This is a genomic window from Nocardia sp. PE-7 (genome assembly GCF_030486425.1).
Classification (GTDB): domain Bacteria; phylum Actinomycetota; class Actinomycetes; order Mycobacteriales; family Mycobacteriaceae; genus Nocardia; species Nocardia salmonicida_A.
Genome location: NZ_CP129614.1, coordinates 723,456 through 749,129 on the forward strand (window position 1 = coordinate 723,456; position 25,674 = coordinate 749,129).

Annotated in this window: 29 protein-coding genes; 14 read left to right on the top strand and 15 right to left on the bottom strand. The window is 67.6% G+C overall.

Features of this window, described 5'->3' with window-relative positions; genetic code table 11:
• Positions 1-63 precede the first annotated feature (63 nt).
• Complete coding sequence (locus QX204_RS03300) at positions 64-516, top strand: Lrp/AsnC family transcriptional regulator (RefSeq protein WP_301905116.1); 453 nt, start codon at positions 64-66, stop codon at positions 514-516.
• Positions 517-582: 66 nt separating this feature from the next.
• Positions 583-1,920, top strand: a complete 1,338-nt coding sequence (gene lat / locus QX204_RS03305; RefSeq protein ID WP_301905117.1) for an L-lysine 6-transaminase — start codon at positions 583-585, stop codon at positions 1,918-1,920.
• Between the two features lie 62 nt (positions 1,921-1,982).
• Here lat and QX204_RS03310 read toward each other — a convergent pair whose 3' ends face one another.
• The 4 genes from QX204_RS03310 to QX204_RS03325 all read right to left on the bottom strand — a co-directional run bounded on the left by QX204_RS03310 (position 1,983) and on the right by QX204_RS03325 (position 6,344).
• Positions 1,983-2,327: a hypothetical protein gene (locus QX204_RS03310; protein WP_301905118.1), complete on the bottom strand. Its 345-nt coding sequence runs from the start codon at positions 2,325-2,327 to the stop codon at positions 1,983-1,985.
• Positions 2,328-2,363: 36 nt separating this feature from the next.
• A complete protein-coding gene (locus QX204_RS03315) occupies positions 2,364-3,335 on the bottom strand; it encodes a patatin-like phospholipase family protein (RefSeq protein ID WP_301905119.1) in 972 nt (323 codons plus the stop codon).
• Positions 3,336-3,465: 130 nt separating this feature from the next.
• Positions 3,466-5,265, bottom strand: a complete 1,800-nt coding sequence (locus QX204_RS03320) for an acetyl/propionyl/methylcrotonyl-CoA carboxylase subunit alpha (protein WP_301905120.1) — start codon at positions 5,263-5,265, stop codon at positions 3,466-3,468.
• A 188-nt stretch (positions 5,266-5,453) separates the two neighbouring features.
• Positions 5,454-6,344, bottom strand: a complete 891-nt coding sequence (locus QX204_RS03325) for a sulfurtransferase (RefSeq protein WP_301905121.1) — start codon at positions 6,342-6,344, stop codon at positions 5,454-5,456.
• 148 nt (positions 6,345-6,492) lie between these two features.
• Here QX204_RS03325 and QX204_RS03330 point away from each other — a divergent pair, with 148 nt between their 5' ends.
• Positions 6,493-7,257 (top strand): helix-turn-helix transcriptional regulator, encoded by a 765-nt coding sequence (locus tag QX204_RS03330; RefSeq protein WP_301905122.1) that lies wholly within the window; start codon positions 6,493-6,495, stop codon positions 7,255-7,257.
• On the opposite strand, the gene QX204_RS03335 is transcribed toward QX204_RS03330, so the two are convergent.
• The 3 genes from QX204_RS03335 to QX204_RS03345 all read right to left on the bottom strand — a co-directional run bounded on the left by QX204_RS03335 (position 7,183) and on the right by QX204_RS03345 (position 9,940).
• The gene (locus QX204_RS03335) at positions 7,183-7,818 is read right to left on the bottom strand and encodes a Maf family protein (protein WP_056818052.1); all 636 of its coding nucleotides are present in this window, start codon (positions 7,816-7,818) and stop codon (positions 7,183-7,185) included. The genes QX204_RS03330 and QX204_RS03335 overlap by 75 nt on opposite strands.
• 22 nt (positions 7,819-7,840) lie before the next feature.
• The gene (locus tag QX204_RS03340; RefSeq protein WP_301905123.1) at positions 7,841-8,170 is read right to left on the bottom strand and encodes an acyl-CoA carboxylase epsilon subunit; all 330 of its coding nucleotides are present in this window, start codon (positions 8,168-8,170) and stop codon (positions 7,841-7,843) included.
• Positions 8,171-8,299: 129 nt separating this feature from the next.
• Entirely contained in the window at positions 8,300-9,940 is a 1,641-nt protein-coding gene (locus QX204_RS03345) for an acyl-CoA carboxylase subunit beta (protein ID WP_301905124.1), read from the bottom strand.
• Positions 9,941-10,063: 123 nt separating this feature from the next.
• Here QX204_RS03345 and QX204_RS03350 point away from each other — a divergent pair, with 123 nt between their 5' ends.
• Positions 10,064-10,852, top strand: a complete 789-nt coding sequence (locus tag QX204_RS03350; protein WP_301905125.1) for a biotin--[acetyl-CoA-carboxylase] ligase — start codon at positions 10,064-10,066, stop codon at positions 10,850-10,852.
• A gap of 36 nt (positions 10,853-10,888) precedes the next feature.
• On the opposite strand, the gene QX204_RS03355 is transcribed toward QX204_RS03350, so the two are convergent.
• Positions 10,889-11,857 carry an acyl-ACP desaturase gene (locus QX204_RS03355; RefSeq protein WP_301905126.1) on the bottom strand — a complete coding sequence of 323 codons (969 nt, stop codon included), beginning with the start codon at positions 11,855-11,857 and terminating at the stop codon, positions 10,889-10,891.
• Positions 11,858-11,984: 127 nt separating this feature from the next.
• On the opposite strand from QX204_RS03355, the gene QX204_RS03360 reads away from it, so the two are divergent.
• From QX204_RS03360 to QX204_RS03370, 3 genes are all read left to right on the top strand, one after another.
• Complete coding sequence (locus QX204_RS03360) at positions 11,985-12,518, top strand: PH domain-containing protein (protein ID WP_101464260.1); 534 nt, start codon at positions 11,985-11,987, stop codon at positions 12,516-12,518.
• A gap of 71 nt (positions 12,519-12,589) precedes the next feature.
• Complete coding sequence (locus QX204_RS03365; protein WP_056818039.1) at positions 12,590-13,288, top strand: response regulator transcription factor; 699 nt, start codon at positions 12,590-12,592, stop codon at positions 13,286-13,288.
• Positions 13,289-13,294: 6 nt separating this feature from the next.
• On the top strand, positions 13,295-14,602 hold the full coding sequence (locus tag QX204_RS03370; RefSeq protein WP_301905127.1) for a sensor histidine kinase: 1,308 nt from the start codon (positions 13,295-13,297) through the stop codon (positions 14,600-14,602).
• A 1-nt stretch (position 14,603) separates the two neighbouring features.
• On the opposite strand, the gene QX204_RS03375 is transcribed toward QX204_RS03370, so the two are convergent.
• The gene (locus QX204_RS03375; protein ID WP_301905128.1) at positions 14,604-15,152 is read right to left on the bottom strand and encodes a GtrA family protein; all 549 of its coding nucleotides are present in this window, start codon (positions 15,150-15,152) and stop codon (positions 14,604-14,606) included.
• Positions 15,153-15,239: 87 nt separating this feature from the next.
• Between QX204_RS03375 and QX204_RS03380 the strand changes: the two genes are divergently transcribed.
• On the top strand, positions 15,240-16,415 hold the full coding sequence (locus tag QX204_RS03380; protein ID WP_301907894.1) for a 5-(carboxyamino)imidazole ribonucleotide synthase: 1,176 nt from the start codon (positions 15,240-15,242) through the stop codon (positions 16,413-16,415).
• A 76-nt stretch (positions 16,416-16,491) separates the two neighbouring features.
• Positions 16,492-16,965 (top strand): 5-(carboxyamino)imidazole ribonucleotide mutase, encoded by a 474-nt coding sequence (gene purE, locus QX204_RS03385; RefSeq protein WP_062984527.1) that lies wholly within the window; start codon positions 16,492-16,494, stop codon positions 16,963-16,965.
• 29 nt (positions 16,966-16,994) lie between these two features.
• Here the strand turns inward: purE and QX204_RS03390 are convergent, their stop codons facing one another.
• Positions 16,995-17,933 (bottom strand): alpha/beta fold hydrolase, encoded by a 939-nt coding sequence (locus QX204_RS03390; RefSeq protein ID WP_301905129.1) that lies wholly within the window; start codon positions 17,931-17,933, stop codon positions 16,995-16,997.
• A gap of 85 nt (positions 17,934-18,018) precedes the next feature.
• Here QX204_RS03390 and QX204_RS03395 point away from each other — a divergent pair, with 85 nt between their 5' ends.
• The 3 genes from QX204_RS03395 (at position 18,019) to QX204_RS03405 (ending at position 20,635) form a co-directional block, all read left to right on the top strand.
• Positions 18,019-18,606 (top strand): TetR/AcrR family transcriptional regulator, encoded by a 588-nt coding sequence (locus QX204_RS03395; protein ID WP_301905130.1) that lies wholly within the window; start codon positions 18,019-18,021, stop codon positions 18,604-18,606.
• Between the two features lie 35 nt (positions 18,607-18,641).
• Positions 18,642-19,301, top strand: coding sequence for a TetR family transcriptional regulator (locus tag QX204_RS03400; protein WP_301905131.1), 660 nt, complete (start codon positions 18,642-18,644; stop codon positions 19,299-19,301).
• Positions 19,302-19,474: 173 nt separating this feature from the next.
• Complete coding sequence (locus QX204_RS03405; RefSeq protein ID WP_056819164.1) at positions 19,475-20,635, top strand: acyl-CoA dehydrogenase; 1,161 nt, start codon at positions 19,475-19,477, stop codon at positions 20,633-20,635.
• A 132-nt stretch (positions 20,636-20,767) separates the two neighbouring features.
• On the opposite strand, the gene QX204_RS03410 is transcribed toward QX204_RS03405, so the two are convergent.
• On the bottom strand, positions 20,768-21,052 hold the full coding sequence (locus QX204_RS03410; RefSeq protein ID WP_056818029.1) for a GNAT family N-acetyltransferase: 285 nt from the start codon (positions 21,050-21,052) through the stop codon (positions 20,768-20,770).
• 19 nt (positions 21,053-21,071) lie between these two features.
• Positions 21,072-22,445, bottom strand: coding sequence for an FAD-binding oxidoreductase (locus tag QX204_RS03415; RefSeq protein WP_301905132.1), 1,374 nt, complete (start codon positions 22,443-22,445; stop codon positions 21,072-21,074).
• Positions 22,446-22,769: 324 nt separating this feature from the next.
• Between QX204_RS03415 and QX204_RS03420 the strand changes: the two genes are divergently transcribed.
• The gene (locus tag QX204_RS03420; protein WP_301905133.1) at positions 22,770-23,081 is read left to right on the top strand and encodes a hypothetical protein; all 312 of its coding nucleotides are present in this window, start codon (positions 22,770-22,772) and stop codon (positions 23,079-23,081) included.
• A gap of 65 nt (positions 23,082-23,146) precedes the next feature.
• Positions 23,147-23,638: a GtrA family protein gene (locus tag QX204_RS03425; RefSeq protein ID WP_301905134.1), complete on the top strand. Its 492-nt coding sequence runs from the start codon at positions 23,147-23,149 to the stop codon at positions 23,636-23,638.
• A gap of 3 nt (positions 23,639-23,641) precedes the next feature.
• On the opposite strand, the gene QX204_RS03430 is transcribed toward QX204_RS03425, so the two are convergent.
• The 3 genes from QX204_RS03430 to QX204_RS03440 are packed head-to-tail and all read right to left on the bottom strand — an operon-like array spanning position 23,642 to position 25,571.
• Positions 23,642-24,283, bottom strand: coding sequence for a Type 1 glutamine amidotransferase-like domain-containing protein (locus QX204_RS03430; RefSeq protein ID WP_301905135.1), 642 nt, complete (start codon positions 24,281-24,283; stop codon positions 23,642-23,644).
• Entirely contained in the window at positions 24,283-25,122 is an 840-nt protein-coding gene (locus QX204_RS03435; protein ID WP_301905136.1) for a maleylpyruvate isomerase N-terminal domain-containing protein, read from the bottom strand. Before QX204_RS03435 ends, QX204_RS03430 begins: the two co-directional genes overlap by 1 nt.
• Positions 25,119-25,571, bottom strand: coding sequence for an HIT family protein (locus tag QX204_RS03440; RefSeq protein WP_301905137.1), 453 nt, complete (start codon positions 25,569-25,571; stop codon positions 25,119-25,121). Before QX204_RS03440 ends, QX204_RS03435 begins: the two co-directional genes overlap by 4 nt.
• Between the last annotated feature and the right edge of the window lie 103 nt (positions 25,572-25,674).

Here is a 25,674-nt window from a genome sequence, read left to right on the forward strand (position 1 = left end):
ATTCGGAGGGGAACGGTAAGAAGTTTTCCCCGCCCGAGCCCCACGCTGCGTTAGCCTTCGCTGATGGCGGATACACCGGCTCGACCCCAGCTCGATGACATCGATCGACTATTGATCAAAGAACTGATGGCCGACGGTCGCGCTACATTGTCGAATCTGGCGGAGAAGGCCAGTCTCTCGGTCTCCGCGGTGCAATCACGGGTGCGCAGGCTCGAAGCGCGCGGGGTGATTCGCGGATACGCGGCGCAGGTGGACCCCGAGGCGCTCGGGCACTTGTTGTCGGCGTTCGTCGCGATCACTCCTCTCGACCCGTCCCAGCCCGATGACGCGCCCGCCCTGTTGCAGCACATCCCCGGCATCGAGGGGTGCCACTCGGTGGCGGGCGAGGAGAGCTACGTCCTGCTGGTACGGGTGGCCTCTCCTCGGCATCTGGAACATCTGCTGCAGGAGATCAGGGCCACGGCCAACGTGCACACCCGCAGCACCATCATCCTGCAGACATTCTATGACAAGTAGTCATCTCCCGTAATTTGATCCGTGATTCCGTAGAACTTCCGTAAATATTTGCGTATCGTCGGTTTCATGACCATCGAACTGGAGCGCCCCGGCGCGGCGGTCATCCCCGCCGACCGGGTCCACGAAATCCTGTCCTCGCACATCCTCGCGGACGGTTTCGAGCTTGTGCTCGACCTACACGAGTCGCACGGCCGCACGCTGGTCGACGAACGCGACGGCACCAGCTATCTCGACATGTTCGGCTTCTTCGCCTCCAACGCGCTCGGGATGAACCATCCCGCGCTGGCAGGCGATGAGAGCTTTCTCGCCGAACTGGCCACCGCCGCGCTGAACAAGCCGAGCAACTCCGATATCTACACCGTCGAGATGGCCCGCTTCGTCGAAACCTTCGCCCGCGTTCTCGGTGATCCGCGCTTGCCGCATCTGTTCTTTGTCGACGGTGGTGCGCTCGCGGTGGAGAACGCGCTGAAAGTCGCTTTCGACTGGAAGAGCCGACACAACGAATTACACGGCCGCGCAACGGAACTCGGCACAAAGGTGCTGCACCTGACCGGCGCGTTCCACGGGCGGAGCGGCTATACGCTGTCGCTCACCAATACCGACCCGGTGAAGACCGCGCGATTCCCGAAATTCGATTGGCCGCGAATCGACACACCGCACACCTTCGCCGGACCCGACATCGCCGCCCTCGAGGCGCGCGCCGTGGCCCAGGCCGAACAGGCCTTCGCCGATAATCCGCACGACATCGCCTGCTTCATCGCCGAACCGATCCAGGGCGAAGGCGGTGACCGTCATCTGCGGCCGGAGTTCCTCGGCGCCATGCAGTGGCTGTGCCACGCCAACGACGCGCTGTTCATCCTCGACGAGGTGCAGACCGGCGTCGGCATGACCGGGACCACCTGGGCCTTCCAGCAATTGGACGTGCAGCCCGATGTGATCGCCTTCGGCAAGAAGACCCAGGTCTGCGGGATCATGGCGGGCGGGCGGGTCGACGAGGTGGCCGACAATGTCTTCCAGGTGAGCTCACGGCTCAACTCCACCTGGGGCGGCAACCTCACCGATATGGTGCGCACCCGGCGCATTCTCGAAGTGCTGGAGCGGGATCGGCTGATCGAGGGCGCGGGGCCGCTCGGTGCGTACCTGCTCGACCTGCTCGACAAGCTCGCCACCGCACACCCGGACAAGGTCAGCGAAGCGCGGGGGCGTGGGCTGATGTGCGCGATCACCCTGGCGACGCCGCAGCTACGCGATCGGGTGGTGAACGAGCTTCGGGACCGCGAACATGTGCTGCTGCTCGGCACGGGGGAGCGCAGCATCCGGTTCCGTCCGCCGTTGACCGTCACCGAGGACGAGCTGAGTCAGGCAGTCGGCGCACTCGACGCGGTGCTCATGCGAGCACGCTGACGATGTGGCCGCGTGCCCGGACACTGTTCCACCGGGCACGCGGTGCCATGCGGTAGCGGCGATCAGCCCTGCGGGACGGTCAGTCCGAGCGCGCCCGCGACGAAGCGGTGGACCGAGGCCAGACCGGCGGCCAGCGCCTCGTCCTCGCCGGGGCGAGCCCAGCCCGAGACGGTGGCGGTGTCGTCGGGGCCCGGTGTCACGCCGATCTCGGCGACCAGTTCGGCCGTCGTCGGAACGCAGACCGCCCAGGAGAAGTGGGATTCATCGGCCCACTGTGCCGATCGGGTGGCCACGTAGTCCGGATCGGTGATGCCGCCGTCGGCCAGCGCGGGCCGGTCGTCGATGCGCTCGTCGGCGCGAAGGGCGCGCAGATACCAGGACCCTGCGTTGATCTCGATCGGTTCCACGCGAGCAGCCTAGTGGTGCCGTGCGCCGAGCCGGGTTCAGGCCGTGCGCAATGCGCCGCCGCCGAGCAGTGAGTGAACCGCGGTGCGACCGATGTCGAGGGCGCGGGTGAGCAGGTCGGTGTCGCGGGCCGCGCTGTCGATGGCGGGGGAACCGACGGGTGGGTGCACCTGGAGGACATGATCGCCGAGGCCGTCGAGGTAGCTGTCCTCGACCGCCTGCTGGCCGGGCCGCTTGCTCCACGCCCGGAAGGCGCCGGGCGCGATGGCACGCATATAGCCGCCACCGACCACTCGATGCAGCAGGGGAGCGGGCGGGCGGAGTTCATCGGTCCGGCGGGTCCGCAGGACCAGGGCGTGGGTGGCGCCCGCGGCCACGGCGGTGCGGATCGGGACGGTCTCGGTGAGCCCGCCGTCGAAATAGCTGCCACCCGCGAGGGCCACCGGGGGTCCCGCCAGCAGCGGTAGGCCCGCAGAGGCCCGCAGCGCCGTCATGAGGGTGCTTTTATCAGTGATGTAGGGCCCGAGGTCCACCGACTGCCCAGTGCGGATATCGGTCGCGATCGGGTGGAAGGTGGTCGGATTGGCCAGGATGGCCGGAAAATCCATCGGCTCGATGCCGTCGTACACGCGATGCACGAGATAGTGCAGATCGAAGACGGGGCGACCGCGGAGGATGCGCACCGGATCGACCACGCGGCGCATGATCACCGGGTCGGTCCACGAACGCATTCCCGTCGCGGCGCGCCCGCACAGCAACCACGCGCCGTTGATCGCTCCGGCCGAGGTGCCGTAGACGGCGTCGAACACCTTCGACAGACCCAGCTCCTCGAGCGCCTGGACCATGCCGCTGGAGTACACGCCGCGGCTGCCGCCGCCCTCGATCACCAACGCGAGGCGGTTGCCGTCGGCGCGCTGCCCGGATTCCCGGCGAGCCTGGATGACCTCGGCCACCGTGGCCGAACCCGGCGTCGAGAGCGGATCCAGGCCGGTGTGCGCAGTACTGGTCACCCGATCCACGATACGACAGAACACGGGCACTCATCCGGCGCGGACAGGTGATCTTCGTCCGCCGTTCACCCCGGCGAACGACAACGGGCGCCGGTCCGAGAAGACCGACGCCCGCTGGTGAGACTGCCTATTACTTGATCTCCGCCAGAACGGTGCCCTGGGTGATCGCCGCACCCGCCTCGACGGCCAGCCCGGTGACGACACCGGCCTTGTGCGCGTTGACCGGGTTCTCCATCTTCATGGCCTCGAGCACCACGATCAGGTCGCCCACCTCGACGGTCTGGCCCTCTTCGACCGCGACCTTCACGACAGTGCCCTGCATCGGCGCGGTCACCGCGTCACCCGACGCGGCACCGGCACCGGCGCCGCCACGCTTGCGCGCCTTCGGCTTCTTGCGAACCACACCGTTGCCGGCCGAACCGGCCGCACCGCCACCGAGGGTGAACTGACCGGGCAGCGACACCTCGACGCGACGCCCGCCGACCTCGACGACAACCTTCTGCCGGGGCAGATCGTCGTCGTCATCGTCGGCGGCACCGGCGGCCGTGTACGGCTCGATGGTGTTCTTCCACTCGTTCTCGATCCACTTGGTGTAGACGTCGAACTTCTCACCGTCACCGATGAACGCCGGATCCTCGATGACCGCGCGGTGGAACGGGATCACCGTCGCCAGGCCCTCGACGTCGAACTCGGCCAGCGCGCGACGGGCGCGCTGCAGCGCCTGCTCGCGGTTCTCGCCGGTGACGATCAGCTTGGCCAGCATCGAGTCGAACTGACCGCCGATGACGCTGCCCTGGACCACACCGGAATCGACGCGCACACCCGGGCCCGAGGGCTCGCGGTAGACGTTCACCGGGCCGGGAGCGGGCAGGAAGCCGCGACCGGCGTCCTCACCGTTGATCCGGAACTCGAACGAGTGGCCACGCGGGGTGGGGTCTTCCTTGATGGAGAGCTCGTCGCCGTTGGCGATCGCGAACTGCTGACGCACCAGGTCGATGCCCGCGGTCTCCTCGGTGACCGGGTGCTCCACCTGCAGGCGGGTGTTCACCTCGAGGAACGACACGGTCTCGCCCTGCACCAGGTACTCCACGGTGCCTGCGCCGTAGTAGCCCGCCTCGCGGCAGATGCGCTTGGCCGACTCGTGGATGGCGGCGCGAACCTCGTCGGACAGGAACGGCGCGGGCGCCTCCTCGACGAGCTTCTGGAACCGGCGCTGCAGCGAGCAGTCGCGGGTACCGGCGACGACCACGTTGCCGTGCTGGTCGGCGATGACCTGGGCTTCGACGTGGCGGGCCTTGTCGAGGTACTGCTCGACGAAGCACTCGCCGCGACCGAAGGCGGCGATGGCCTCACGGGTGGCCGACTCGAACAGCTCGGGGATCTCTTCGATGGTGTGGGCGACCTTCATGCCGCGGCCACCGCCACCGAAAGCGGCCTTGATGGCCACCGGGACGCCGTATTCCTTGGCGAACGCGACGACCTCGTCAGCGTTCTTGACCGGGTCCTTGGTGCCCGCGGCCATCGGCGCCTTCGCCTTCTCGGCGATGTGGCGCGCGGTGACCTTGTCACCGAGGTCGCGGATGGACTGCGGCGAGGGGCCGATCCAGATCAGCCCGGCGTCGATGACGGCCTGGGCGAAGTCGGCGTTCTCGGAGAGGAAACCGTAACCGGGGTGGATCGCGTCGGCGCCGGACTTGGCCGCGGCGTCGAGGATCTTGTCGAACACGAGGTACGACTCGGCAGAGGTCTGACCACCGAGGGCGAACGCCTCGTCGGCGAGCTTCACGAAGGGAGCGTCGGCATCGGGCTCGGCATACACCGCGACGCTGGTGATTCCCGCGTCCTTGGCAGCCCGGATCACGCGAACCGCGATCTCGCCGCGGTTAGCTACGAGTACCTTTGTGATCCGTGCGCTGGCATGGCTGGGCACTGAGCCTCCTGTGTGCAATCTTTGGTCGCGTCGGGGAACGGGTCGCCGGTTAGGCCCCGTGCCCGGTATCGACAACTTTCGTCTCGGGCGAGTGTAGGCAGTGTGCCAACCCTGCTCGAACTCGGCTAGCCCTACTGTCGAGTAGGTCGCAGGTCACACTACGCGGCGTCCAGTGATGTGAACATGTTTCAAATGATCTGATTCGCGACACCTGGTTCGGTGCCCGTGGCGATCGGTACGCGCACCGAGTTACCCCATTCGATCCACGAACCGTCGTAATTGCGTACCGACCTGCGGCCGAGCAGGAAGGTGAGGACGAACCAGGTGTGGCTGGACCGCTCGCCCACCCGGCTGTACACGACCAGGTCGTCGGCCGGAAGCGCGCCGTAGACCTCGTCGAGGTCGGCGCGCGAGCGGAAGCGGCCGTCGTTGGTGGCCGCCGCGGTCCACGGGATGTTCACCGCGGTCGGCACGTGTCCGCCGCGCAGGGCCGCGTACTCCTGGTTGAGCGGCTTGTCCTCGAGTTCGCCCGAGTACTCCTGCGCCGAACGCACGTCGACCAGGGGCTTGCCGAGCCTGCCGAGCACCTCCTCGCGGAACGCGCGCGCGGTCGAGTCGTCGCGCACGACCTCGGGGTAGTCGCTGGGGGTGGGGTAAGGCTGGTCGAAGGTGGTGTCGCGCTCCTCGGAGATCCAGGCATCGCGGCCGCCGTCGAGCAGGCGCACGTCCTCGTGGCCGAACAGCGTGAAGATCCAGGCGGTGTGCGCGGCCTGGGCGTTGCCGCGATCGCCGTAGATGACGATGGTGTCGTCACGCTCGATGCCCTTGGCACGCATCAGCTCGGTGAAGCGCTCGCCGTCGACATAATCGCGGGTCACCGGGTCGCTCAGGTCGCCGCGCCAGTCGATCTTGACCGCGCCCGGGACATGGCCGATGTCGTAGAGCAGGATGTCATCGTTGGACTCGATGATTCGTAAACCACGCACGCCGATGTTTGCGGACAGCCATTCTGTGGTTACCAATCGATGCGGGACTGCGTAGGAACCGAAGGCGGGGTGCGGATCCGGGGCGACGGGCACGGTGTGGTCCTTCACGCGAGTTGGGCGGGTGCGAGCACTTGGTGGTCGCAGCCGATGGTAAGTGTGTGGTGGCACATCACGAATCGACACAATGGGCGAATAAAGCGCACGGATGTCCGATAAAGTCTCTGGAGAGGAGGGGTGAGCTATGTCCGATTCTTGGCCGCGACGGCGACTGCTCGCGATCCTACGTGGCGCCACCGAGCCCCTCGATGCCCAGGAACTGGCCCGCATCACCGGACAGCACGTCACCACCGTCCGATTCCACCTCGATGTCCTCACCCGTGAGTCGCTGGTTCGCCAGTTCCAGCAACCGCCACGCGGTCGCGGACGCCCGCGGATCGGCTACCGTGCGGTGCAGCGCTCGGTGGGCTATCAGGAGCTCGCGCAGGTGCTGGCCGACCATCTCGGTCCCGATCCGGTCGCCCGATCCGCCGCCGCCGTGGCCGCGGGCCGCGCGTGGGGTGCGCGGATGGATGTCGGCACGCAGCAGGTGGAGACCCTCGCCGATGCCAGGGACATCACCATGTCGCTGATGTCGGAGCTCGGGTTCGCGCCCGAGAAGGAGCCCGCCGGGGAGACCCCGGAGCACGTACAGATCAACCTCACCGCCTGTCCGCTGCGTGAGCTGGCCCGCTCGCACTCCGAGGTGGTGTGCGGTGTGCACATGGGCCTCATGCGGGAGGTTCTCGAGCGCAACGGGGCCCGCGGGCGGGTGGACGTGCAGCTGCATCCGTTCGTCGAGCCCGAACTGTGTACGGCCCGGCTCGACCTGACGATGAACGCGCCCGACCGCACCCCGGCCGAGGCGCCGGGGGATCAGCACGTGATCGCGCCGTCAGCCCCGCGGATCCCGCCACAACTGAGTGACACCGACGCCGACGTCTTCGAGCAGTCGGCGCAACAGCGGTAAGCCGATCCCGATGACGCTGGACGGGTCGCCCTCGATCCGGTCGACGAACCAGCCGCCGAGCCCGTCCAAGGTGAACGCGCCCGCGACCTTCAGCGGTTCGCCCGTCGCGATGTAGGTATCGAGCTCATCGGGCGTCGGTTTCGCGAAATGCACCGTGGTACTGCTGCATTCGGCCGACTCGGCGACGATCTCGCCGTCGCGTAGACGCAGCACACAGTGCCCGGTGATCAGGTCCGCGCTGCGGCCCGCCATCGTGGCCCAGCGCTCGCGCGCCACCTCGGGGGTGTGCGGTTTGCCCTGCAGCTGCCCGTCGACGAGCAACATCGAATCGCAGCCGACGACGACACAGTCGGCGGCGAGTTCCGGAATCGAAGCGGCGACGTCGGCCGCCTTGGCGCGAGCCAAGGCGACGACGACATCGTGCGAGGAGGTGTCCGCGGGCAGCGCCGCCGACACCGCGTCCTCGTCTACGCCCGAGACCCGCACCACGGGGTCGATGCCCGCGGTACGCAGGATCCCGAGCCGGGCCGGCGACGCCGATGCCAGAACCAGTCTGGTCATCTCGCCCACCAGCTCGGTCACCTCAGCGCAGGTGCGACAGCATCGGGTACACGTACGGCGAGAACGGGTTCGTGCCCCGATGCATCATCGTCGATGTGCCCCATGCGTCGGCCGGTCCATTCGATGCACCGGCGGGCGCGTTGGCGGTTGCCGCGCTCAGGACGGCGACCAGAGCCGCGATGTCCTGATCGGTGGGCGAACCCTTGAGAATGCGGAACATCGGCTCGCCGGTGGCCGTCACGGGGGCCTCGACCGCCGCGTCCACCGACAGTTCGGCTTCTTCGACGAGTGGTTCGACGACGAGCTCGAGCTCGGCGACTGTCAACACGTCTTCTTCTGCCACAGTTGTCACAGTGCCAGATCCTTCCTGCACTTACTTCGCTTCACAGCGCGGTTGACGCGATCATTCCCGGTGTGGCCGCGCTGATCAATAGTTGTCTTCCACAACAAGTGTGCGCGGCCTATCCGGGATATCGCGTTTTCAGAGCGGAATGTTGCCGTGTTTCTTCGGCGGCATGGTCACCATTTTGCGCTCGAGGAGCCGCAGCGCCGACACGATTTGGCCACGGGTGTGCGAGGGCGGGATGACCGCGTCGACGTATCCGCGCTCGGCGGCGACGTACGGGTTCACGAGAGTGTCCTCGTACTCGTTCTGCAGCTCGAGGCGCAGCGCATCGACATCGTCGCCGTTCTTGGCGGCTTCGAGCAGTTGCTTGCGGTAGACGAAACCGACGGCGCCGGAGGCGCCCATCACGGCGATCTGAGCGGTCGGCCACGCCAGGTTCACATCGGCGCCCATGTGCTTGGAACCCATGACGTCGTAGGCGCCGCCGTAAGCCTTGCGAGTGATGATCGTGATCTTGCCCACAGTGGCCTCGCCGTAGGCGTAGAGCAGCTTCGCGCCACGGCGGATGATGCCGTTGTATTCCTGGCCGGTGCCGGGCAGGAAGCCGGGCACGTCCACCAGGGTGATGATCGGGATGTTGAAGGCGTCGCAGGTGCGCACGAAGCGCGCGGCCTTCTCCGAGGCGTCGATGTCGAGGCAACCGGCGAACTGGGTCGGCTGGTTGGCCACGATGCCGACGCTGCGCCCGTCCACCCGACCGAAGCCGCAGATGATGTTCATCGCGCGCTCGGCCTGGACCTCGAGGAACTCGTCGTCGTCGAGCAGACGGCGGATGACCTCGTGCATGTCGTAGGGCTGGTTCGGCGAGTCCGGGATGATCGTGTCGAGCTCGATGTCCTCGTCGGTGAGGGACTCTTCGATCGCACCGTTGATCGGGTCGGTGGGCGCGTGGCGCGGGGCCTCGGCGCGGTTGTTGCTCGGTAGGTAGCTCAGCAGGTCCTTGACGTAGTCGAGGGCGTCCTGCTCGCCGGAGGCCACGTAGTGGGCGACGCCGGACTTCACCATGTGGGTGTGCGCGCCACCCAGGTCCTCCATCGAGACCTCTTCACCGGTGACGGTCTTGATCACGTCGGGCCCGGTGACGAACATCTGGGAGGTCTGATCGACCATCACCACGAAGTCGGTGAGCGCGGGGGAGTACACGTGACCACCGGCGGCGGCACCCATGATCAGCGAGATCTGCGGGATCACGCCGGAGGCCTGCACGTTGCGGTGGAAGATCTCGCCGTAGAGGCCGAGCGAGACGACGCCCTCCTGGATGCGCGCGCCCGCGCCCTCGTTGATGCCGACGAGGGGACGGCCGGTCTTGATCGCCAGGTCCATCACCTTGACGATCTTCTCGCCGTAGACCTCGCCGAGGGAGCCACCGAACACGGTGACGTCCTGGGAGAAGATGCACACGTCGCGGCCGTCGATCGTGCCGTAACCGGTGACGACGCCGTCACCGAGCGGGCGGTTGTTCTCGAGGCCGAAGTTCACGCTGCGGTGCTTGGCCAGGGCGTCGAGCTCGACGAAGGAGCCTTCGTCGACCAGGGCGAGGATGCGCTCGCGCGCGGTCATCTTGCCCTTGGCGTGCACCTTGTCGACCGCGGCCTCACCCATCGGGTGTTGCGCTTCTTCCAGCCGATTCCGCAGATCAGCCAGCTTCCCGGCGGTGGTGTGGATATCGGGGGTGCCCGCCGATTCCGATGCGGGCTGCTGCTGGACACTCGTCATGGGTTGCGAGTGTAACGAGTGACACCGTCGCGCACCACGGCAGTCTCGCCTACCGGCCAGTAGAGAAACCCCAGCTAGGTGTGGTCATGATCGTTCACAGAGAACTCCAGTAACGTCCCCGGAATGAACAGGGCACCCATCGATGTACAGGGTCTGCGCAGCTCGCAGGGACTGTCGTTCTACGACCGGATCGATGTGGTCGAATCGACCGGATCGACCAATGCCGACCTGGTCGCCCGCGCCGCCGACCCGTCCGCCGACCGTCAGGCGCTGCTCGCCGAGGAACAGGTGAGCGGTCGCGGCCGACATGCCCGCGCCTGGGTGAGTCCGCCCCGTGCGCAGATCTCGCTGTCGATCCTGGTGCGCCTGCCCGGCATCGACCCCACCGCCCTCGGCTGGCTGCCGTTGCTCACCGGTATCGCGGTGGTCGACGCGCTGCGCGGCACGGCCGGGATCTCGCCGGAATTGAAGTGGCCCAACGATGTCCTGCTCGAGGGCCGCAAGCTCGCCGGCATCCTGGCCGAGGTCGCCACGACCGGGATCTCGCCCGCGGTCGTGGTCGGCATCGGGATGAATGTCGACCTCGACGAGTCGGAACTGCCTGTCCCGCACGCGACTTCGCTGACCCTGGCCGGTGCGCGAGACGTCGACCGCACCGCGCTGGTCGCGGCGATCCTGGCCGAGTTCGCGCGCCGGTTCACCGCGTGGGAGCGGGCAGGCTGGGAAACCGCCGATCTGATGGCGGAGTATCGCGAGCGGTGCGCGACCATCGGGATCGAGGTGCGCGCCGAACTGCCCGGCGGGACGGTGCTCACCGGGGTGGCCGCCGGCGTCGACGACACCGGACGGCTGCTCATCGGCGAGCGGGCGGTGTCGGCGGGCGACGTGTCCCACCTGCGCGGACAGTACTGACGACGGGCCCGAACCGGGCCCGCCGCCGGGACGGGTTCAGCGTGCGGCCGAACCCGCCGTCGCACGCTCGGCCACCTCGCGCTCGCGCGCGAGCAACCGGTCGCGCTGCTCCTCGAAGCGGAGCACGTCCTTCTCCAGCCTGTCGATGAACAGCGCGAGTTCATCGCGTGCCGCCTCGCCGCGCGCACCGAAGTCGTTGCGCTCGAAGACGTTCCACTGCTTGAGCACCGGACGCACCACCTCGTCGAGGTGCTGGCGCAGGTCGTAGATGCCGTGCTTGGCCATCAGCACACCGTTGCGCCGCCAGTTGGGCATGCCGGCGCCCGGCATCTGGAAGTTGGTGAGCACCTTGGTGATCGCGGGCATCGCCTGGTCCGGTGCGAGATCGAGAGCGGCCGCGCACAGGTTGCGATAGAAGATCATGTGCAGGTTCTCGTCGGTGGCCACGCGGGCCAGCATCTTGTCGGCGACCGGGTCGTCGCACACGCGGCCGGTATTGCGGTGACTCACCCGGGTGGCCAGTTCCTGGAACGTCACGTACGCGACGTTGACCAGGAATCCGCCCCAGTTCGCCGGTGCGTGCGCACCCTGGGTCATGTGGACCATCCGCGCTTCTTCCAGCGCCACCGGGTCGACGCCGCGGGTGACGACGAGGTAGTCGCGGATCACGATGCCGTGGCGGTTCTCCTCGGCGGTCCAGCGGCCCACCCAGGTGCCCCACGCGCCGTCGAGCGAGAAGTTCTCGGCGATCTCGCGGTGATAGGACGGCAGGTTGTCCTCGGTGAGCAGATTGGTGATCATCGCCGCCTTGGCGACATCGGTGAGCCGTGATTGTGATGGCTCCCAATCGATTCCGCCCATCGCGGCGAAATTGCGGCCTTCCTCCCACGGAACGTAATCGTGCGGATTCCAGTCCTTGGCGATGGAAAGGTGCCGGTTGAGGTTCTGTTCGGCCACTGGTTCGAGGGCCGTGAGGATTTCGAGCTGAGTCAGATCTTTGGTCACGCGTGCCTCCACTGTCGGTGTCGAGCAAGCAGATATGGGCAAAACCTGGCATCTAGCGTGTAATCCACAGTATCGCCTCGGCCGTGGCATCGAGAAATGCGGTGTGCCAGCGCGGTACTGTCACATCATGGGTTACCCGGAGGATGTCCTCGCGCCCGACGAGCAGTTGATCCTGCACCGCCACCCGCACTGGAAAATGTTGGTGTGGCCCATCGTCACTCTTATCGTCGTGACCGCGATCGCCGGTTTTCTCGGCGGCTTGGCCTGGCGCAATACCACCGGTCACGTCCGCACGGTGCTGCTGATCCTGCTCGGCCTGGCCTGGCTCGGGCTGATCGCCTGGCGGGTCGTCGCGCGCGTGATCGCCTGGAAGTCGACGCATTTCATCGTCACCGGACGGCGGGTGCTGGTGCGCCAGGGCGTGCTCACCCATACCGGCATCGATATCCCGCTCAGCCGCATCTCCAGTGTGCAGTTCCGCCACGGTCTGCTCGACCGGGCGCTCGGTACCGGCACCCTGATCATCGGTTCCTCGTCGGAGGAGCCGCTCGAATACGACGACGTGCCCCAGGTGCAGCAGGTCCACTCGCTGCTCTATCACCAGGTGTTCGAGGCGGGGCGTTCCGCCAACGAGCAGCACTGGGGTGGCGGATACCGGTGAGCGCCGACGCGCAGCGCTGCTCGGCTGCGCATGGCCGGAGCGCAGGCGGAGGTTTCGCTTAACCTGTGCAGATGACCGCTGTACTGCTGGCCGAAGACGACGAGGCGATCGCCGCACCCCTGTCGCGGGCACTGGGGCGTGAGGGCTACACCGTCACCGTCGAGCGCTTCGGTCCGGCGGTGTTGCGCCGCGCGCTCGAGGGCAACCACGACCTGCTGATCCTCGACCTCGGCCTGCCCGGCATGGACGGGCTGGAGGTGTGTCGGCAGGTGCGCGCGAGCGGCGCCGATCTGGCGGTGCTGATGCTCACCGCCCGCACCGACGAGGTCGACTTCGTCGTCGGCCTCGACGCAGGCGCCGACGACTATGTGGGCAAGCCGTTCCGTCTGGCCGAGCTCCTTGCCCGGGTGCGAGCGCTGTTGCGGCGCAGCGGAATCGGTGACGACGCCGTGGAGGTCGGCGCGATCCGGCTCGAACCCGCGGCGCGGCGCGTACTGGTCAACGGGGCCGAGGTGAACCTGGCCAACAAGGAATACGAGCTGCTCAAGGTGCTCATCGACCGGGCCGGTCAGGTGGTGGCGCGCGAGACCATCCTGCGCGAGGTCTGGGGCGATGCCGACCTGCGCGGTTCCAAGACCCTCGACATGCACATGTCCTGGTTGCGTCGCAAGATCGGCGACGAGGGCCCGATGGCCGAGCGGCGCATCGTCACCGTGCGCGGTGTCGGGTTCCGGCTCAATACCGACGGACCCACCTCGCACCGAGGCTGACGGGCCATGCGCCGTCGCATCCTGCGTTCGATCCTGACCGTGCTGACCATCACCACGGTGGTGCTCGGCGTGCCGTTGATCTACACCGCCTGGCTGTGGGTCGAAGACATCACCCGCAACGATTTGCAGAGTCGCCTGGAACGGATCTCGACCGAGGTGATCGCCCAGGAACGCGTCGACGGGACCGTTCACGACGGCCTCGACGTGCGCGCCATGAGCGCGTTGGTCCCCGAGGGCGGCAAGCTCACGATCGTCTATCCGACCCCCGACGACAATGCCGCGCGCACCGATATCGGCGTCGGGGAGGTCACCGATCCGCTGGTCGAATCGCTGTCGATGGGCACCTCCGGTTCGCTGCGGCTCGAGGTGCCCGCCGGGCCGATGCATTCGAGGCAGGAGCAGGCGGTGGCCGCGGTGGCGCTGGCCGTGCTCGCCTCGCTGGGCGCGGCATTCTCGGTCGCCGTGGTGACCGCGCGTCGGGTCGCCGATCCGCTGCGCGATGTGGCCGCGCGCGCCGCCCGGCTGGCGATGGGCGACTTCCGGCCCGATCCCCGCCGCCACGGTATCGCCGAACTCGACCGGGTCTCCGATGTGCTCGATTCGGCGACCGTCGAGATCGCGGGCCGACTGCAACGCGAGCACGCGCTGGTCGCCGACGTTTCCCACCAGCTACGCAGCCGCCTGACCGCCGTACGGTTGCGCCTGGACGAGCTGTCCACCCATGCCGACCCCGAGGTGGTGCACGAGGCCGAGGAGGCGATGGCGCAGGTCGACCGGCTCACCGAGGCGATCGACGACCTGGTCCGCGCCTCCCGCGACGAAGACGCCACCGACCGCGATCCCGTCCCGGTGATGGCGGAATTGCGCGGTGTCGTCACCGAGTGGACCCACCCGTTCCACGAGACCGGGCGCGAACTGCTCCTGCTCGGCGACGAATCCCTGCAGGCCCCGATCACCGGTTCACGGTTGCGCGAGGCCGTCGCGGTACTGGTCGACAATGCCCTGATGCACGGTGCGGGCACCTGCACGATCTCGGTGCGCACGGTCCCGACGATGAGTTCGCGCGACCCGTTGATCTGTGTGGAAGTGTCCGACGAGGGCGAGGGTGTGCGCGATGAACTCGCACCGCACATCTTCGATCGTGGCTTCTCCGCGGGCGGGTCGACCGGCGTCGGTCTCGCGCTGGCCCGCGCGCTGGTCGAGGCCGACGGTGGTCGTCTGGAGCTGCAACGTCGCCGCCCGGCTCTGTTCGCGGTGTTCCTCGGTTCCAAGCTCAACCGGCCGCAGAACGCGACGCTGACCGAGCCGCGCTGACTCAGCTCTGGCCGAGAGGTTCCTGTTCGCCTTCGACCAGTTCCTCGAGCTCGGCGACGATGTCGTCGATCTCGTCGGGGAACACCCAGCGCCGCATCGCCCAGAACCGGAACGCCATCTGCAGCAGATTGCCGATCACGAAAGCGCTGACGAAATCGGCGATGTTCTCGACGAGGAAGCTCACATGCGGTTGGCGCAGATCGAGCACATAGATCGAGATCCACAGCGGGATATTGCTCAGGATCACCCCGATCCCGCTCACCCCGAAGAACAGCAGTGCCTCGTGATGCTTATCTCGCCCGCCCCGGTTCTTGAACGACCATTCTCGGTTGAGGATGTAAGAGGCGATAACCGCCACCACGCCCGAGATGATCTTGGCGGTGATCGGCTTATCCGAGAGAACGGTCCATTTCAGGAGGTAGAACAGGCCGCTGTCGATCACGAACGTCGTCGCCCCGACGATGGCGAACTTGATCAGCTCTTTATGCCTGATCGCGGTTTCGCGAAGGCGCGGGGGAAGGACGCTGACCACGTCGTCGACGATTGACACGAGTTCCGAGTGTACCGGTCGCAAACATTCGCATTCGACATGACAACATTGCACGACGTGAGTGCACGTTCATTCGATCCGTCAGCCATGCCCACCGTCACGATGGTCGGTGGGGGCCAGCTCGCGCGCATGACGCACCAGGCCGCCGTCGCCCTCGGCCAGCGTCTACGGGTGCTCGCCGAGCGGCCCGACGACCCGGCCGCCCAGGTGACTCCCGACGTCGTGTTCGGCAGCCACAACGACCTGTCGGCGCTGCGCAGAGCCGCCAGCGGCTCGCACGCGCTGACCTTCGACCACGAGCACGTGCCGACCGAGCACCTCGACGTGCTGGTCGCCGAGGGCGTGAACGTGGCGCCGCCGCCGCAGGCGCTCATCTTCGCCCAGGACAAGCTGGCCATGCGCACGAAGCTGTCCTCGCTCGGACTGCCGGTGCCCGCGTTCGTCGAGGTGAAGGCGCCCGCGGACGCGGTGGCGTTCGGCGACGAGCACGGCTGGCCGTTCGTGTTGAAGGCCGTGCGCGGCGGTTACGACGGACGCGGCGTCTGGATGCCGGCCGATGCCGCCGAGGCCACCCGGCTGGTCACCGACCAGCTCGCGCACGGTGTGCAGTTGCTGGCCGAGTCGAAGGTCGACTTGAAGCGTGAGCTGTCGGCGATGGTCGCGCGTTCGCCGTTCGGGCAGGCCGCGACGTGGCCGGTCGTGGAGACCGTGCAACGCAACGGTCAGTGCGCCGTGGTGATCGCCCCCGCGCAGGAACTGGACGAGGACCTGGCCGCGCGCGCCGAGACCATGGCACTGGAGCTGGCCGCCGGTCTCGGTGTGGTGGGCGTCATGGCTGTCGAGCTGTTCGAAACCCACGACGGCGAACTCCTGGTGAACGAGCTCGCGATGCGCCCGCACAACTCCGGTCACTGGGGCATGGACGGTGCCCGCACCGGCCAGTTCGAACAGCACCTGCGCGCGGTCCTGGACTACCCGCTCGGCGACACCAGCCCCCTCGCGCCGGTGACGGTGATGGCGAACATCCTCGGTGCGGCGCAGGCGCCCGAGATGTCGATGGACGAACGTCTGCACCACCTGTTCGCCCGCCTGCCGGAGGCCAAGGTCCACCTCTACGGCAAGGGCGAGCGCCCCGACCGCAAGATCGGCCACATCAACATCCTCGGCGACGACGTCACCGAGGTGCGCGAGAAGGCCGAGCGGGCCGCGCACTGGATGTCGCACGCCGTCTGGACCGATGGTTGGGACCCACACGGGGCGTGAAACCGTTTCCACCACAACGCTTTCGACCACTTAAGGAAACAACGTGAGCACCAACGGACCCCAGGTCGGCCTGATCATGGGCAGCGACTCCGACTGGCCCACCATGGAAGCCGCCGCTGAGGCACTCGCCGAATTCGGTATCCGCTTCGAGGTCGGCGTCGTCTCCGCCCACCGCACTCCCCAGCGCATGCTCGACTACGCGCGCGAAGCGGCCGGTCGCGGTCTGCAGGTGATCATCGCGGGCGCGGGCGGCGCCGCCCACCTCCCCGGCATGGTCGCCTCGGCCACCCCCCTCCCGGTCATCGGCGTCCCCGTCCCCCTGAAATACCTCGACGGCATGGACTCCCTGCTCTCCATCGTCCAGATGCCCGCAGGCGTCCCGGTAGCCACCGTCTCCATCGGCGGCGCCCGCAACGCCGGCCTCCTCGCCGTCCGCATCCTCGCCGCCGCCGACCCGGCCCTGCGCACCCGCATGGAACAGTTCCAGGCCGGCCTCGAACAGATGGTCCTGGACAAGGACGAGGCCCTGCGCAACAAACTCCTCGGCTGATCGCGTCCACCGACCGACCACCGTCCTTTTCAGGGGTTCAGGAACTCGACGAGGGTGTCGATGACCGCGTCGGGTCGGTCGACCTGGACGAAATGGGAGGTCCGGTCGACGCGCACCATTCGCGCGGACGGCAGGCGGGCGGCGAGGGTGTCGGCTACCCGGGGCGACACGATCGGGTCGGGTTCGGTGCCGTAGACGGCGAGCAGCGGTACCGGGAAGCTGGGCAGTTCGCTGAGTGTGCGACCGAGAGCGGCCAGGTCGGCGGGGCGGAGGCCGTCGCGTAGATGTCGTACGAAGGCTCGCGAGCCCGCGGCACTCGCGAGCGGGGAGCCGTATTCGCCCGCTTCCTCCAGCGACTTCACGCTCTCGTCGAAATAGTGCGTGCGGTGGTGTGCCCACCGGTGGGGCTGTCTTCGCACGTATGCCGCGAGCCCGGCGGCGACGCCGGGCACCGCCATGGCGACGGCGAGCGCGCGATGCTTGATTTCCGGCAGTAGCGGCGAATGCAGGATCACCACCTTCCGGAACGAATCGGGGTCGGCGAGCGCGCGGTGTAGCACCGGCAGACCGCCGAGCGAATTACCCACCACCGCACACCCTTCGATGCCGAGGGCGCGCTGGAACTCGCCGAGCCATTCGCCGATCTCGGCGGAGCGGAACGTCGCATCCGAGGGCGCGTCACTGCCGCCGCAGCCGGGCAGGTCGACCGCCACCACACGAAAATGTTCGCCGAGTCCGGTCATGACATATCGCCATGAGTAGGACGTGGTCATCAGTCCGTGGATCAGCAGCAGGGGCGGCCCGGTTCCGGTGGTGCGGTATCGAATGCGAATCCGTCCATATCGGGCGGAGTTCATCGGCAGGTCCACCGCTGGTAGCTGGAGAAAGGAATGCGGGCGGACGGGTTCGGCCGGCAGATCCCGGAATCGCACCTGCCGAAAGGGGGTGGGCTGGACGGCTACGGCCATCGAGTGCTCCGATCCTTTGATATCGTTCGTTCGAACGAACGAATCAACGATAGCGCGACATGAGTGGTCGCGGGAAGAGGGACTCATGTCGCAGGCGGAGCCCACCCGGGAGCGCATCATCCGGGCGGTCGTTCGAATCATGGGAGCCGACGGTGCGGCGGCGGTGACCAATCGCCGGATCGCCACCGAGGCCGGCATCTCGCTGGGCACCCTCACCTACCATTTCTCGACCCAGCGCGACCTCGTCGAAGCGGGGATGGCGGCCTTCGTCGCCGCGGAGACTGTCAAATTCACCCAGCTCGCCGACCGCGCCGCCGCGGGCGAGATCGACCTGGCTCAGGCGGGTGAGATCCTCGGCGGCATCGTCACCGATACCGACTTCGGCGGCGACCACCTCGCCTGGTTCGAACTCTTCGTCCAGGCCGCCAGATATCCGGCCCTGCATGCCGCGACCGCTGAATTCTTCGATACCTACGACCGGCTCGCCGTGTCGATCCTGCGCGCACTCGGTGTCGCCGACGCCGATTCGGCGGCGCCGCTGGCCGTCGCGACGTTGGTCGGCCTCCAACTGCGCCGTCTCGCGAGCGGTAGGTCGCCTGACCAGGTCGTCGGCGGGATGGCACAACTCGTCGCCGCGTTCACCGCGCAGTCGCCGCCGCGTTCGCCTGCCTGAATCGCGCCGCATGGCAGTGACTACGGTTGACGTCCGTGGCACACGATGACGCGGCGCAGTTTCGGCTTACGGTGGTTGATCAGGCGTTGCGATTGTTCGCCGAGCGGGGGTACGAGGCGACGACGGTGGATGAGATCGCGGTGGCGGCGGGGATCTCGCGGCGGACGTTCTTCCGGCAGTTCCGGTCCAAAGAGGATGTGATCTTCGCCGATCACGAGTTCCAGCTGGCCTCGGCGCAGGAGTTCCTCGAAGGGGCGGGGGGTGATCCGTGGGAAGCGATCTGCGAGGCCGTGATCGGGGTGTTCGAGCGGTTCACGCAGTGGCGCGACATCGCGGCGCGGCGGTATCAGGTGGTGCGGCGGGTGCCCGCGTTGCGTGAGCGCGAGATCGTCACGGTGTTCCGGTACGAGCGGCTGTTCACCGAGTTCCTGCGCGGCCGACTGCCGGAGGTGCCCGATCTCGCAAGGGTGCAGTACACCGCCGCTGTCACCGCCACGCACAATTACCTGCTGCGCCGGATGGTGCGCGGGGAATCGGGGGCCGCGGTAGCGGATCTGCGCACCGAACTGGCCTTGATCCCGCGCGGCAGACGCGTGCAGACCGAGTCCGACGAGCTGGTGCTCGCGGTGTTCCCCCGCGACATGCCGCCGCGCAAGGTGGCCGACCTGCTCACGGCCCGCCTCGGTAACCTGTGACCGCCGCTCGCGCCGGTGCGCGCAGCGGTGACACTGAGTGCCACCCATATATCCGCATGTAGCGATAGAGTGCCGGGCGTATAATCCTCGGTAGATTGGCACTGCGTGCCGACGCGCCACGCGCTGTGAGCATCGTCGCAGCGATCACGACCACGACCAGGAGTGTGCCCCCGATGGCTGGAAACCCCGATTTCGACCTGTTCAAGCTCGAGGACTTCCATGACGAGCTGCGCGGTGCCATCCGCGGCCTCGCGGAGAAGGAGATCGCTCCTTACGCCAAGGACGTCGACGGCAACGCCCGCTTCCCCGAGGAGGCGCTCACCGCGCTCAACGCCGCGGGCTTCAACGCTGTGCACGTGCCGGAGGCCTACGGCGGCCAGGGCGCCGACTCGGTCGCCACTTGTATCGTGATCGAGGAAGTCGCCCGCGTCTGTGGCTCCTCCTCGCTGATCCCCGCTGTGAACAAGCTCGGCACCATGGGCCTGATCCTCAACGGCTCCGAAGAGCTCAAGGCCAAGGTCCTCGCCGACATCGTCAACGGCGAGATGGCCTCCTACGCGCTGTCCGAGCGTGAGGCCGGTTCCGACGCCGCCGCGATGCGCACCCGCGCCAAGGCCGACGGCGACGACTGGATCCTCAACGGCTCCAAGTGCTGGATCACCAACGGCGGCAAGTCTTCCTGGTACACCGTGATGGCCGTGACCGACGCCGACAAGGGCGCCAACGGCATCTCCTCGTTCCTCGTCCACAAGGACGACGAGGGCTTCGTGGTCGGCCCGCTCGAGCACAAGCTGGGCATCAAGGGTTCGCCCACCGCCGAGCTGTACTTCGAGAACTGCCGCATCCCCGGCGACCGCATCGTCGGCGAGCCCGGCACCGGTTTCAAGACCGCGCTGCAGACCCTCGACCACACCCGCCCGACCATCGGCGCGCAGGCCGTCGGCCTGGCCCAGGGCGCGCTCGACGCCGCGATCGCCTACACCAAGGATCGCAAGCAGTTCGGCAAGACCATCGCCAGCTTCCAGAACACCGAGTTCATGCTGGCCGACATGGCCATGAAGATCGAGGCCGCGCGCCTGATGGTCTACACCTCGGCCGCCCGCGCCGAGCGCGGCGAGAAGAACCTCGGCTTCATCTCCGCCGCCGCCAAGTGCTTCGCCTCGGACGTGGCCATGGAGGTCACCACCAACGCCGTCCAGCTCTTCGGCGGCGCCGGCTACACCACCGACTTCCCGGTCGAGCGCATGATGCGCGACGCGAAGATCACCCAGATCTACGAGGGCACCAACCAGATCCAGCGCCTGGTGATGGCTCGCAACCTGCTCAAGGGCTGATTCCCACACCGACCGGGTGTTCCACATCGCCTACTTCCCCTCGGCCAGGCCGTGGGTAGGCCGGAACACCCGGTCGATTGCTGTGTGGGCCCGGGCGGAAATCCGCGGATTCGGGTCGACAGCAGACTCGAATTACGGGACGAGTTCGGCGTATTCGGGGTGTTCGGCGATGTACTTTTCGACGTACCAGCAGGTGGGGATGATCTGGTAGCCGTGTTCGCGGGAGTCGTCGAGGCCGTATTTCACGACCTCGGCCGCCACTCCTCGGCCCCGGAATTCGGGGAATGTCATGGTGTGGTGGAAGTCGCGGACCTTGGGGTCTTCGCGTTCGGCGTAGTCGGCGTACCCCGCGAGGACATCGTCGTGGTAGATCTCGTAGCGGGTGTCGTCGACGTTGTGCTCGAGCCTGGTGGTCATACCTCGGATGCTAACCCGGTCAGAGCACCGCGCCGGGGTTGAGGATGCCTTCGGGGTCGAGGGCGTCTTTGATGCGGCGGGTCAGGGCCATGACATCGGGGCCGACCTGGTCGGGAAGCCAGGCCTTTTTCAAGCGGCCGACGCCGTGTTCGCCGGTGATGGTGCCGCCGAGGGCGATGGCCAGGTCCATGATCTCGCCGAAGGCGCGGTGCGCGCGGGCGGTGTTGTCGGGGTCGGTGGGGTCGTGCACGATCAGCGGGTGGGTGTTGCCGTCGCCCGCGTGCGCGATGACCGACACGAGCACGTCGTTGCGTTCACCGATCGCGGTGACCCCGGCGATCAGGTCGCCGAGGCGGGGCAGCGGCACGCCGACGTCTTCGAGCAGCAGCGGCCCGATCTTCTCCACCGCCGGAATCGCGAATCGGCGTGCGGCGGTGAACGCTTCACCCTCGGTGGCATCGGCGGTGTGGAAAACCTCTGTCGCCCCGGCCTTCTCACACAGCCCAACCATCACCTGCGCTTCCTGCCCGGCGTATTCGCCCGGTGCGTCGGAGCGGGCGACCAGCAGGGCGGCGGCGGTGCGGTCCAACCCCATTCGCATCTCGTCCTCGACCGCGTTGATCGCCACGGTGTCCATGAATTCGAGCATCGCCGGCCGCAGCGTCGAGGTGATCGCCAGGATCGCCTCGGTCGCCGCGGTGAGCGAGCCGAAGCTCGCGACGACGGTCGACTGCGGCGGCTGCGCGGGCAGTAGCCGCAGCGTGAGCTCGGTGATCACGCCGAGCGTGCCCTCGCTCCCGACGAACAGTTTGGTCAGCGACAGCCCGGCCGAGTCCTTGAGCCGCGGCCCACCGAGCCGCACCACGGTTCCATCGGCGAGCACCACTTCCATGCCGAGCACGTAGTCGGTGGTCACGCCGTACTTCACGCAGCACAGCCCGCCCGCGTTGGTCGCCGCGTTGCCACCGATCGAGCAGATCTCGAACGAGGACGGGTCCGGCGGGTACCACAGACCGACTTCGGCGACGGCCCGCTTCACCTCGGCATTGAGCAGCCCTGGCTGCACCACCGCGATCCGGGTCACCGTGTCGACGTCGATCTCGCGCATCAACTCGGTACTGAGCACGATCCCGCCGTTCACGGCGGTCGCCCCGCCGGACAACCCCGTCCCGGCCCCGCGCGGCACGATCGGCACCTTGTTCGCGTGCGCCCACCGCAGCGTGGCGGCGACATCGGCGGTGGTGCGCGCCCGAACCACCGCCAGCGGCGTGCCCGCGTCGGGATCGCGCGCCCAGTCCTGCCGGTAGCCCGCCAGCAGGTCGGGGTCGATGACGACCGCCCCGTCCGACAGCGCCGAAATCAACGAATCGAGGTCACCGCTGGGCTCGTCCACCTGTTCACGCTAACCCGCCCGGCCCCTCCGCCGCGGGCAGTTCGTCCCGGTCGGTCGGCCATCAGGGAGTCACGCGAACATCGCCCTGGTGATCGACCAGATGTGATGTGGGCCCGAACAAGGAAATTTCCGCATCGATGTGATCTGGCGCGCCCCGTTGGTGTATACGCCGTCCAATCCGTCACAATGCCCGTACAGGGTGTGTTCGATGGTGAATCGCCTCGCCGCCCAGCGTGTTTCGAGTTCTGCTCCACGGGTGCGCTCCGCGCGCATCGTTCATGCGACGCCGTTGCGCCGCACCGCTTTTCGTAGGGAGGACTGGCGATGATGAAACAACCGCAGGACCGCAGCGAGCTGGTGGGTGCTCTGTTGGCCGCGGAGTTCGCCGACGCGGGCCTCGATACCGAGGCGATGCGTTGTGTGCACACCGGCGTCCATCAGGAATGGCTGTCCGCGCTGGAATCGACCGGGATGTTCGATGTCCGCGCGATGGCCGAGATCGCCGCGTGCTGGAGCGCCGACCCCGCGCTGCTGCGTGATGCCCTGCTCGCCGAGGCCGACGAGCTCACCCGTCGCCGATGTCTCGCCGCATGGGCCTCGTTCGATACTCGCCCGTTCGCGGCGGTCAGCCGCTAGCTGTTCGGCCCGCCCGTTTGCCGGTTGCTCACCCTGGCTTCATCTGCCGCTGGCAGGCTGGCCGCGTGGAGCATCAGGCGAGTGTCACCGATTCGGTGGCCGACCGATTCACCCGTTGGTGCGAGGCGGTCGTCGCCCGGCTGCCGTGGGGCCTCGACCGGTATGTGCCCGCGACATTCCTCGGCTTCGCCCTGATCAACAGCTTCACCTTCGGTGTCGACCTGCTGCTGCTCACCCTGCTGCACAGCGGGCTCGGCCTGCCGATCTGGCTGTCGATCACTCTCGCCTACATCGCCGCGTTCGGGCTGAGCTTCCTGCTCAACCGCACCTTCAACTTCCATTCCCACGCGCCGATGGGCAAGCAGGCCTCGGTGTATGTGGTCGTCGTCCTGGTGAACTACCTGGCGTTCATCCTCGGCGTCGGCTCCGGTCTCACCGCGCTCGGCGTGGAATACCACCTGGCCAGGCTGCTCGCGGGCGGTTGTGAGGCCGTGTACATGTATTGCGCGATGCGCTGGATCGTCTTCCGCCGCGCACCGGCGGTGGCCGCCGCGTGAGGCTCAGCCTCTGAGTACCTCGGTGCGATCGCCGTCGACCAGGACCACGTCGTCGTCGGTGAGTGCCCAATGCGGGATCCGCTCGGCGACGCAGTGGGCCAGCATCGCGGCGGCGTCGCCGTCCGGGTCGGTGGGAGAGTCCAGGTGGACCACCAGCCGACGATCCACCACACCCAGTCCGTCCCAGAGTGGTTCGATTCCGGTGGCGGGCCGGACCTCGGCGGGGTCGTCCATGGTTTCCAGTCCGTGCAGATCGGGTCCGAGCAGGCACGCGCCCGCGCTGTAGCCCGCGTAGACCAGCGCGTCTTCGCGCAACAGGGTGGCGAACACCGAATCCGCCCCGCTGCGGGCGAATTGCGCGCGCAGGACGAAGGTATTGCCACCGCGAACCCAGACCATCGGGAACCCACGCAGATGTCGTTCCAGCCGATCCGGTTGTCCCACGTACTCGCGCAGATCCAGCACTTCCGGCGAATAACCCTGCTGTTGCAGCGGTTTCACATCGCTCGTCACCGCCGACGACCAGGCGTCCGGCCACGCGTCACACGCGTTCGGAATCACTGCCACCCGTCCCGGCGCACCGACGAGCCCGACGAGCCGATCGGCGAAACCGCCGAACCTGTACGACGCCAGGAAGAGTCGCATCAGATGGTGAACGCCAGATTCCGCACGAGTCGCTCACCGAGCGCCGTATCGCCCTCGACGACGACCTCTCCGGGGTGCCGGTCAGCCGTCGTACGTCCGCCGCGCAGCCGCGCGAACAGCCCGGAGTCCAACCGGAGCACGGTGGTGGGTTGCTCGGAAATCTCGTCGAGAACTGTCCCGCGCCCACCGGCGACCGACAGATGTACCTGCCTGGTCACCGGCCCGGTCAGATCGAGCGTGATCAGCGAACCATCCGGCGCCTTGGCGCCTTTCACCACCGCACGGCCCAGACCGATGGTCAGCTCGGCGAACGCGGCCTCGGCCCGCGCGCCACCCTCCGGCACACTGCGGCCGATCCCGTCGGCGAGGTCGAGTTCGTGCATCCAGCAATCGAACAGCCGCACCCGCATGAAGCGCCCGTAGGGCACCTGTCCGACCGGGGAGACGGTCGAGGCCTGCCAGTCCTCGTCGTCCATGGCGGCCAGTGCGGCCCGGCGACGCTCGGTGGTCTCGTCGAACAGCGCGAGCAGGCGCTTGCCCGACAGCGGGCGCAACCGGTCGACCCAGATCTCGTTGAGCACGGCCACTTCGTTGCGCACATGCGGCAGCGTTCGCACATCGTCCTTGGGGCGCAACGGATCATGCGGCGGCGGCGTCTCGCCGAGCAGCCAGGACTCGCTGCCGACCACATGCGCGACAACATCGAACAGGGTCCAGCCGGGCAGCGGAGACATTCGGCGCCAAGCCTTTTCGTCGAGGTCGGCGACCAGCAGCGCGATGGCTTCCCACTGTTCGGCGAGCAGATCGGTGAGTTGCTCGCGCCCCGGCGTCTGGGTCATCCCTGTGCTCCTTCTGCATCGCTCCGGTCGAGCGCGGTGAGGCCCGCGCGGATCGCCGCTGCGGTCGAATTCGGTTCGTGCGGCCGACGCAGCAGGAAACCCTTGGCGAAGGTGAGCTTGTCACCGTGTTTGCGAGGGACCACGTGCAGGTGAACGTGGCCGACGGTCTGGAACGCGGCGGTGCCGTCGTTGAGGATGAGATTGGCCCCGTCGCTCGCGAGCCCGCTCACGCGCAGGGCGCGGGCGAGACGGTGGCCGGTGCGAAAGATCTGTGCGCCGAGCTCGGGATCGAGATCGTCGAGTTCGGTCGCGTGGACCTTGGGAACGATCAGGGTGTGGCCGCGGGTGATGGGACGGATGTCGAGGAACGCGCACACCGCGTCGTCGGAGTAGACCACGGTTGCCGGTGCGGCACCCGCCACGATCGAACAGAAGACGCAGTCGTTCACGGCCTCGACCCTACGGTGTGATCTGGGTCGCGCAACAGCCCGAATGGGCCTTCGTCATGACCCGTGTCACGTCCGGTGCGCCGCGGCGGTGCTCGGGCGCCGC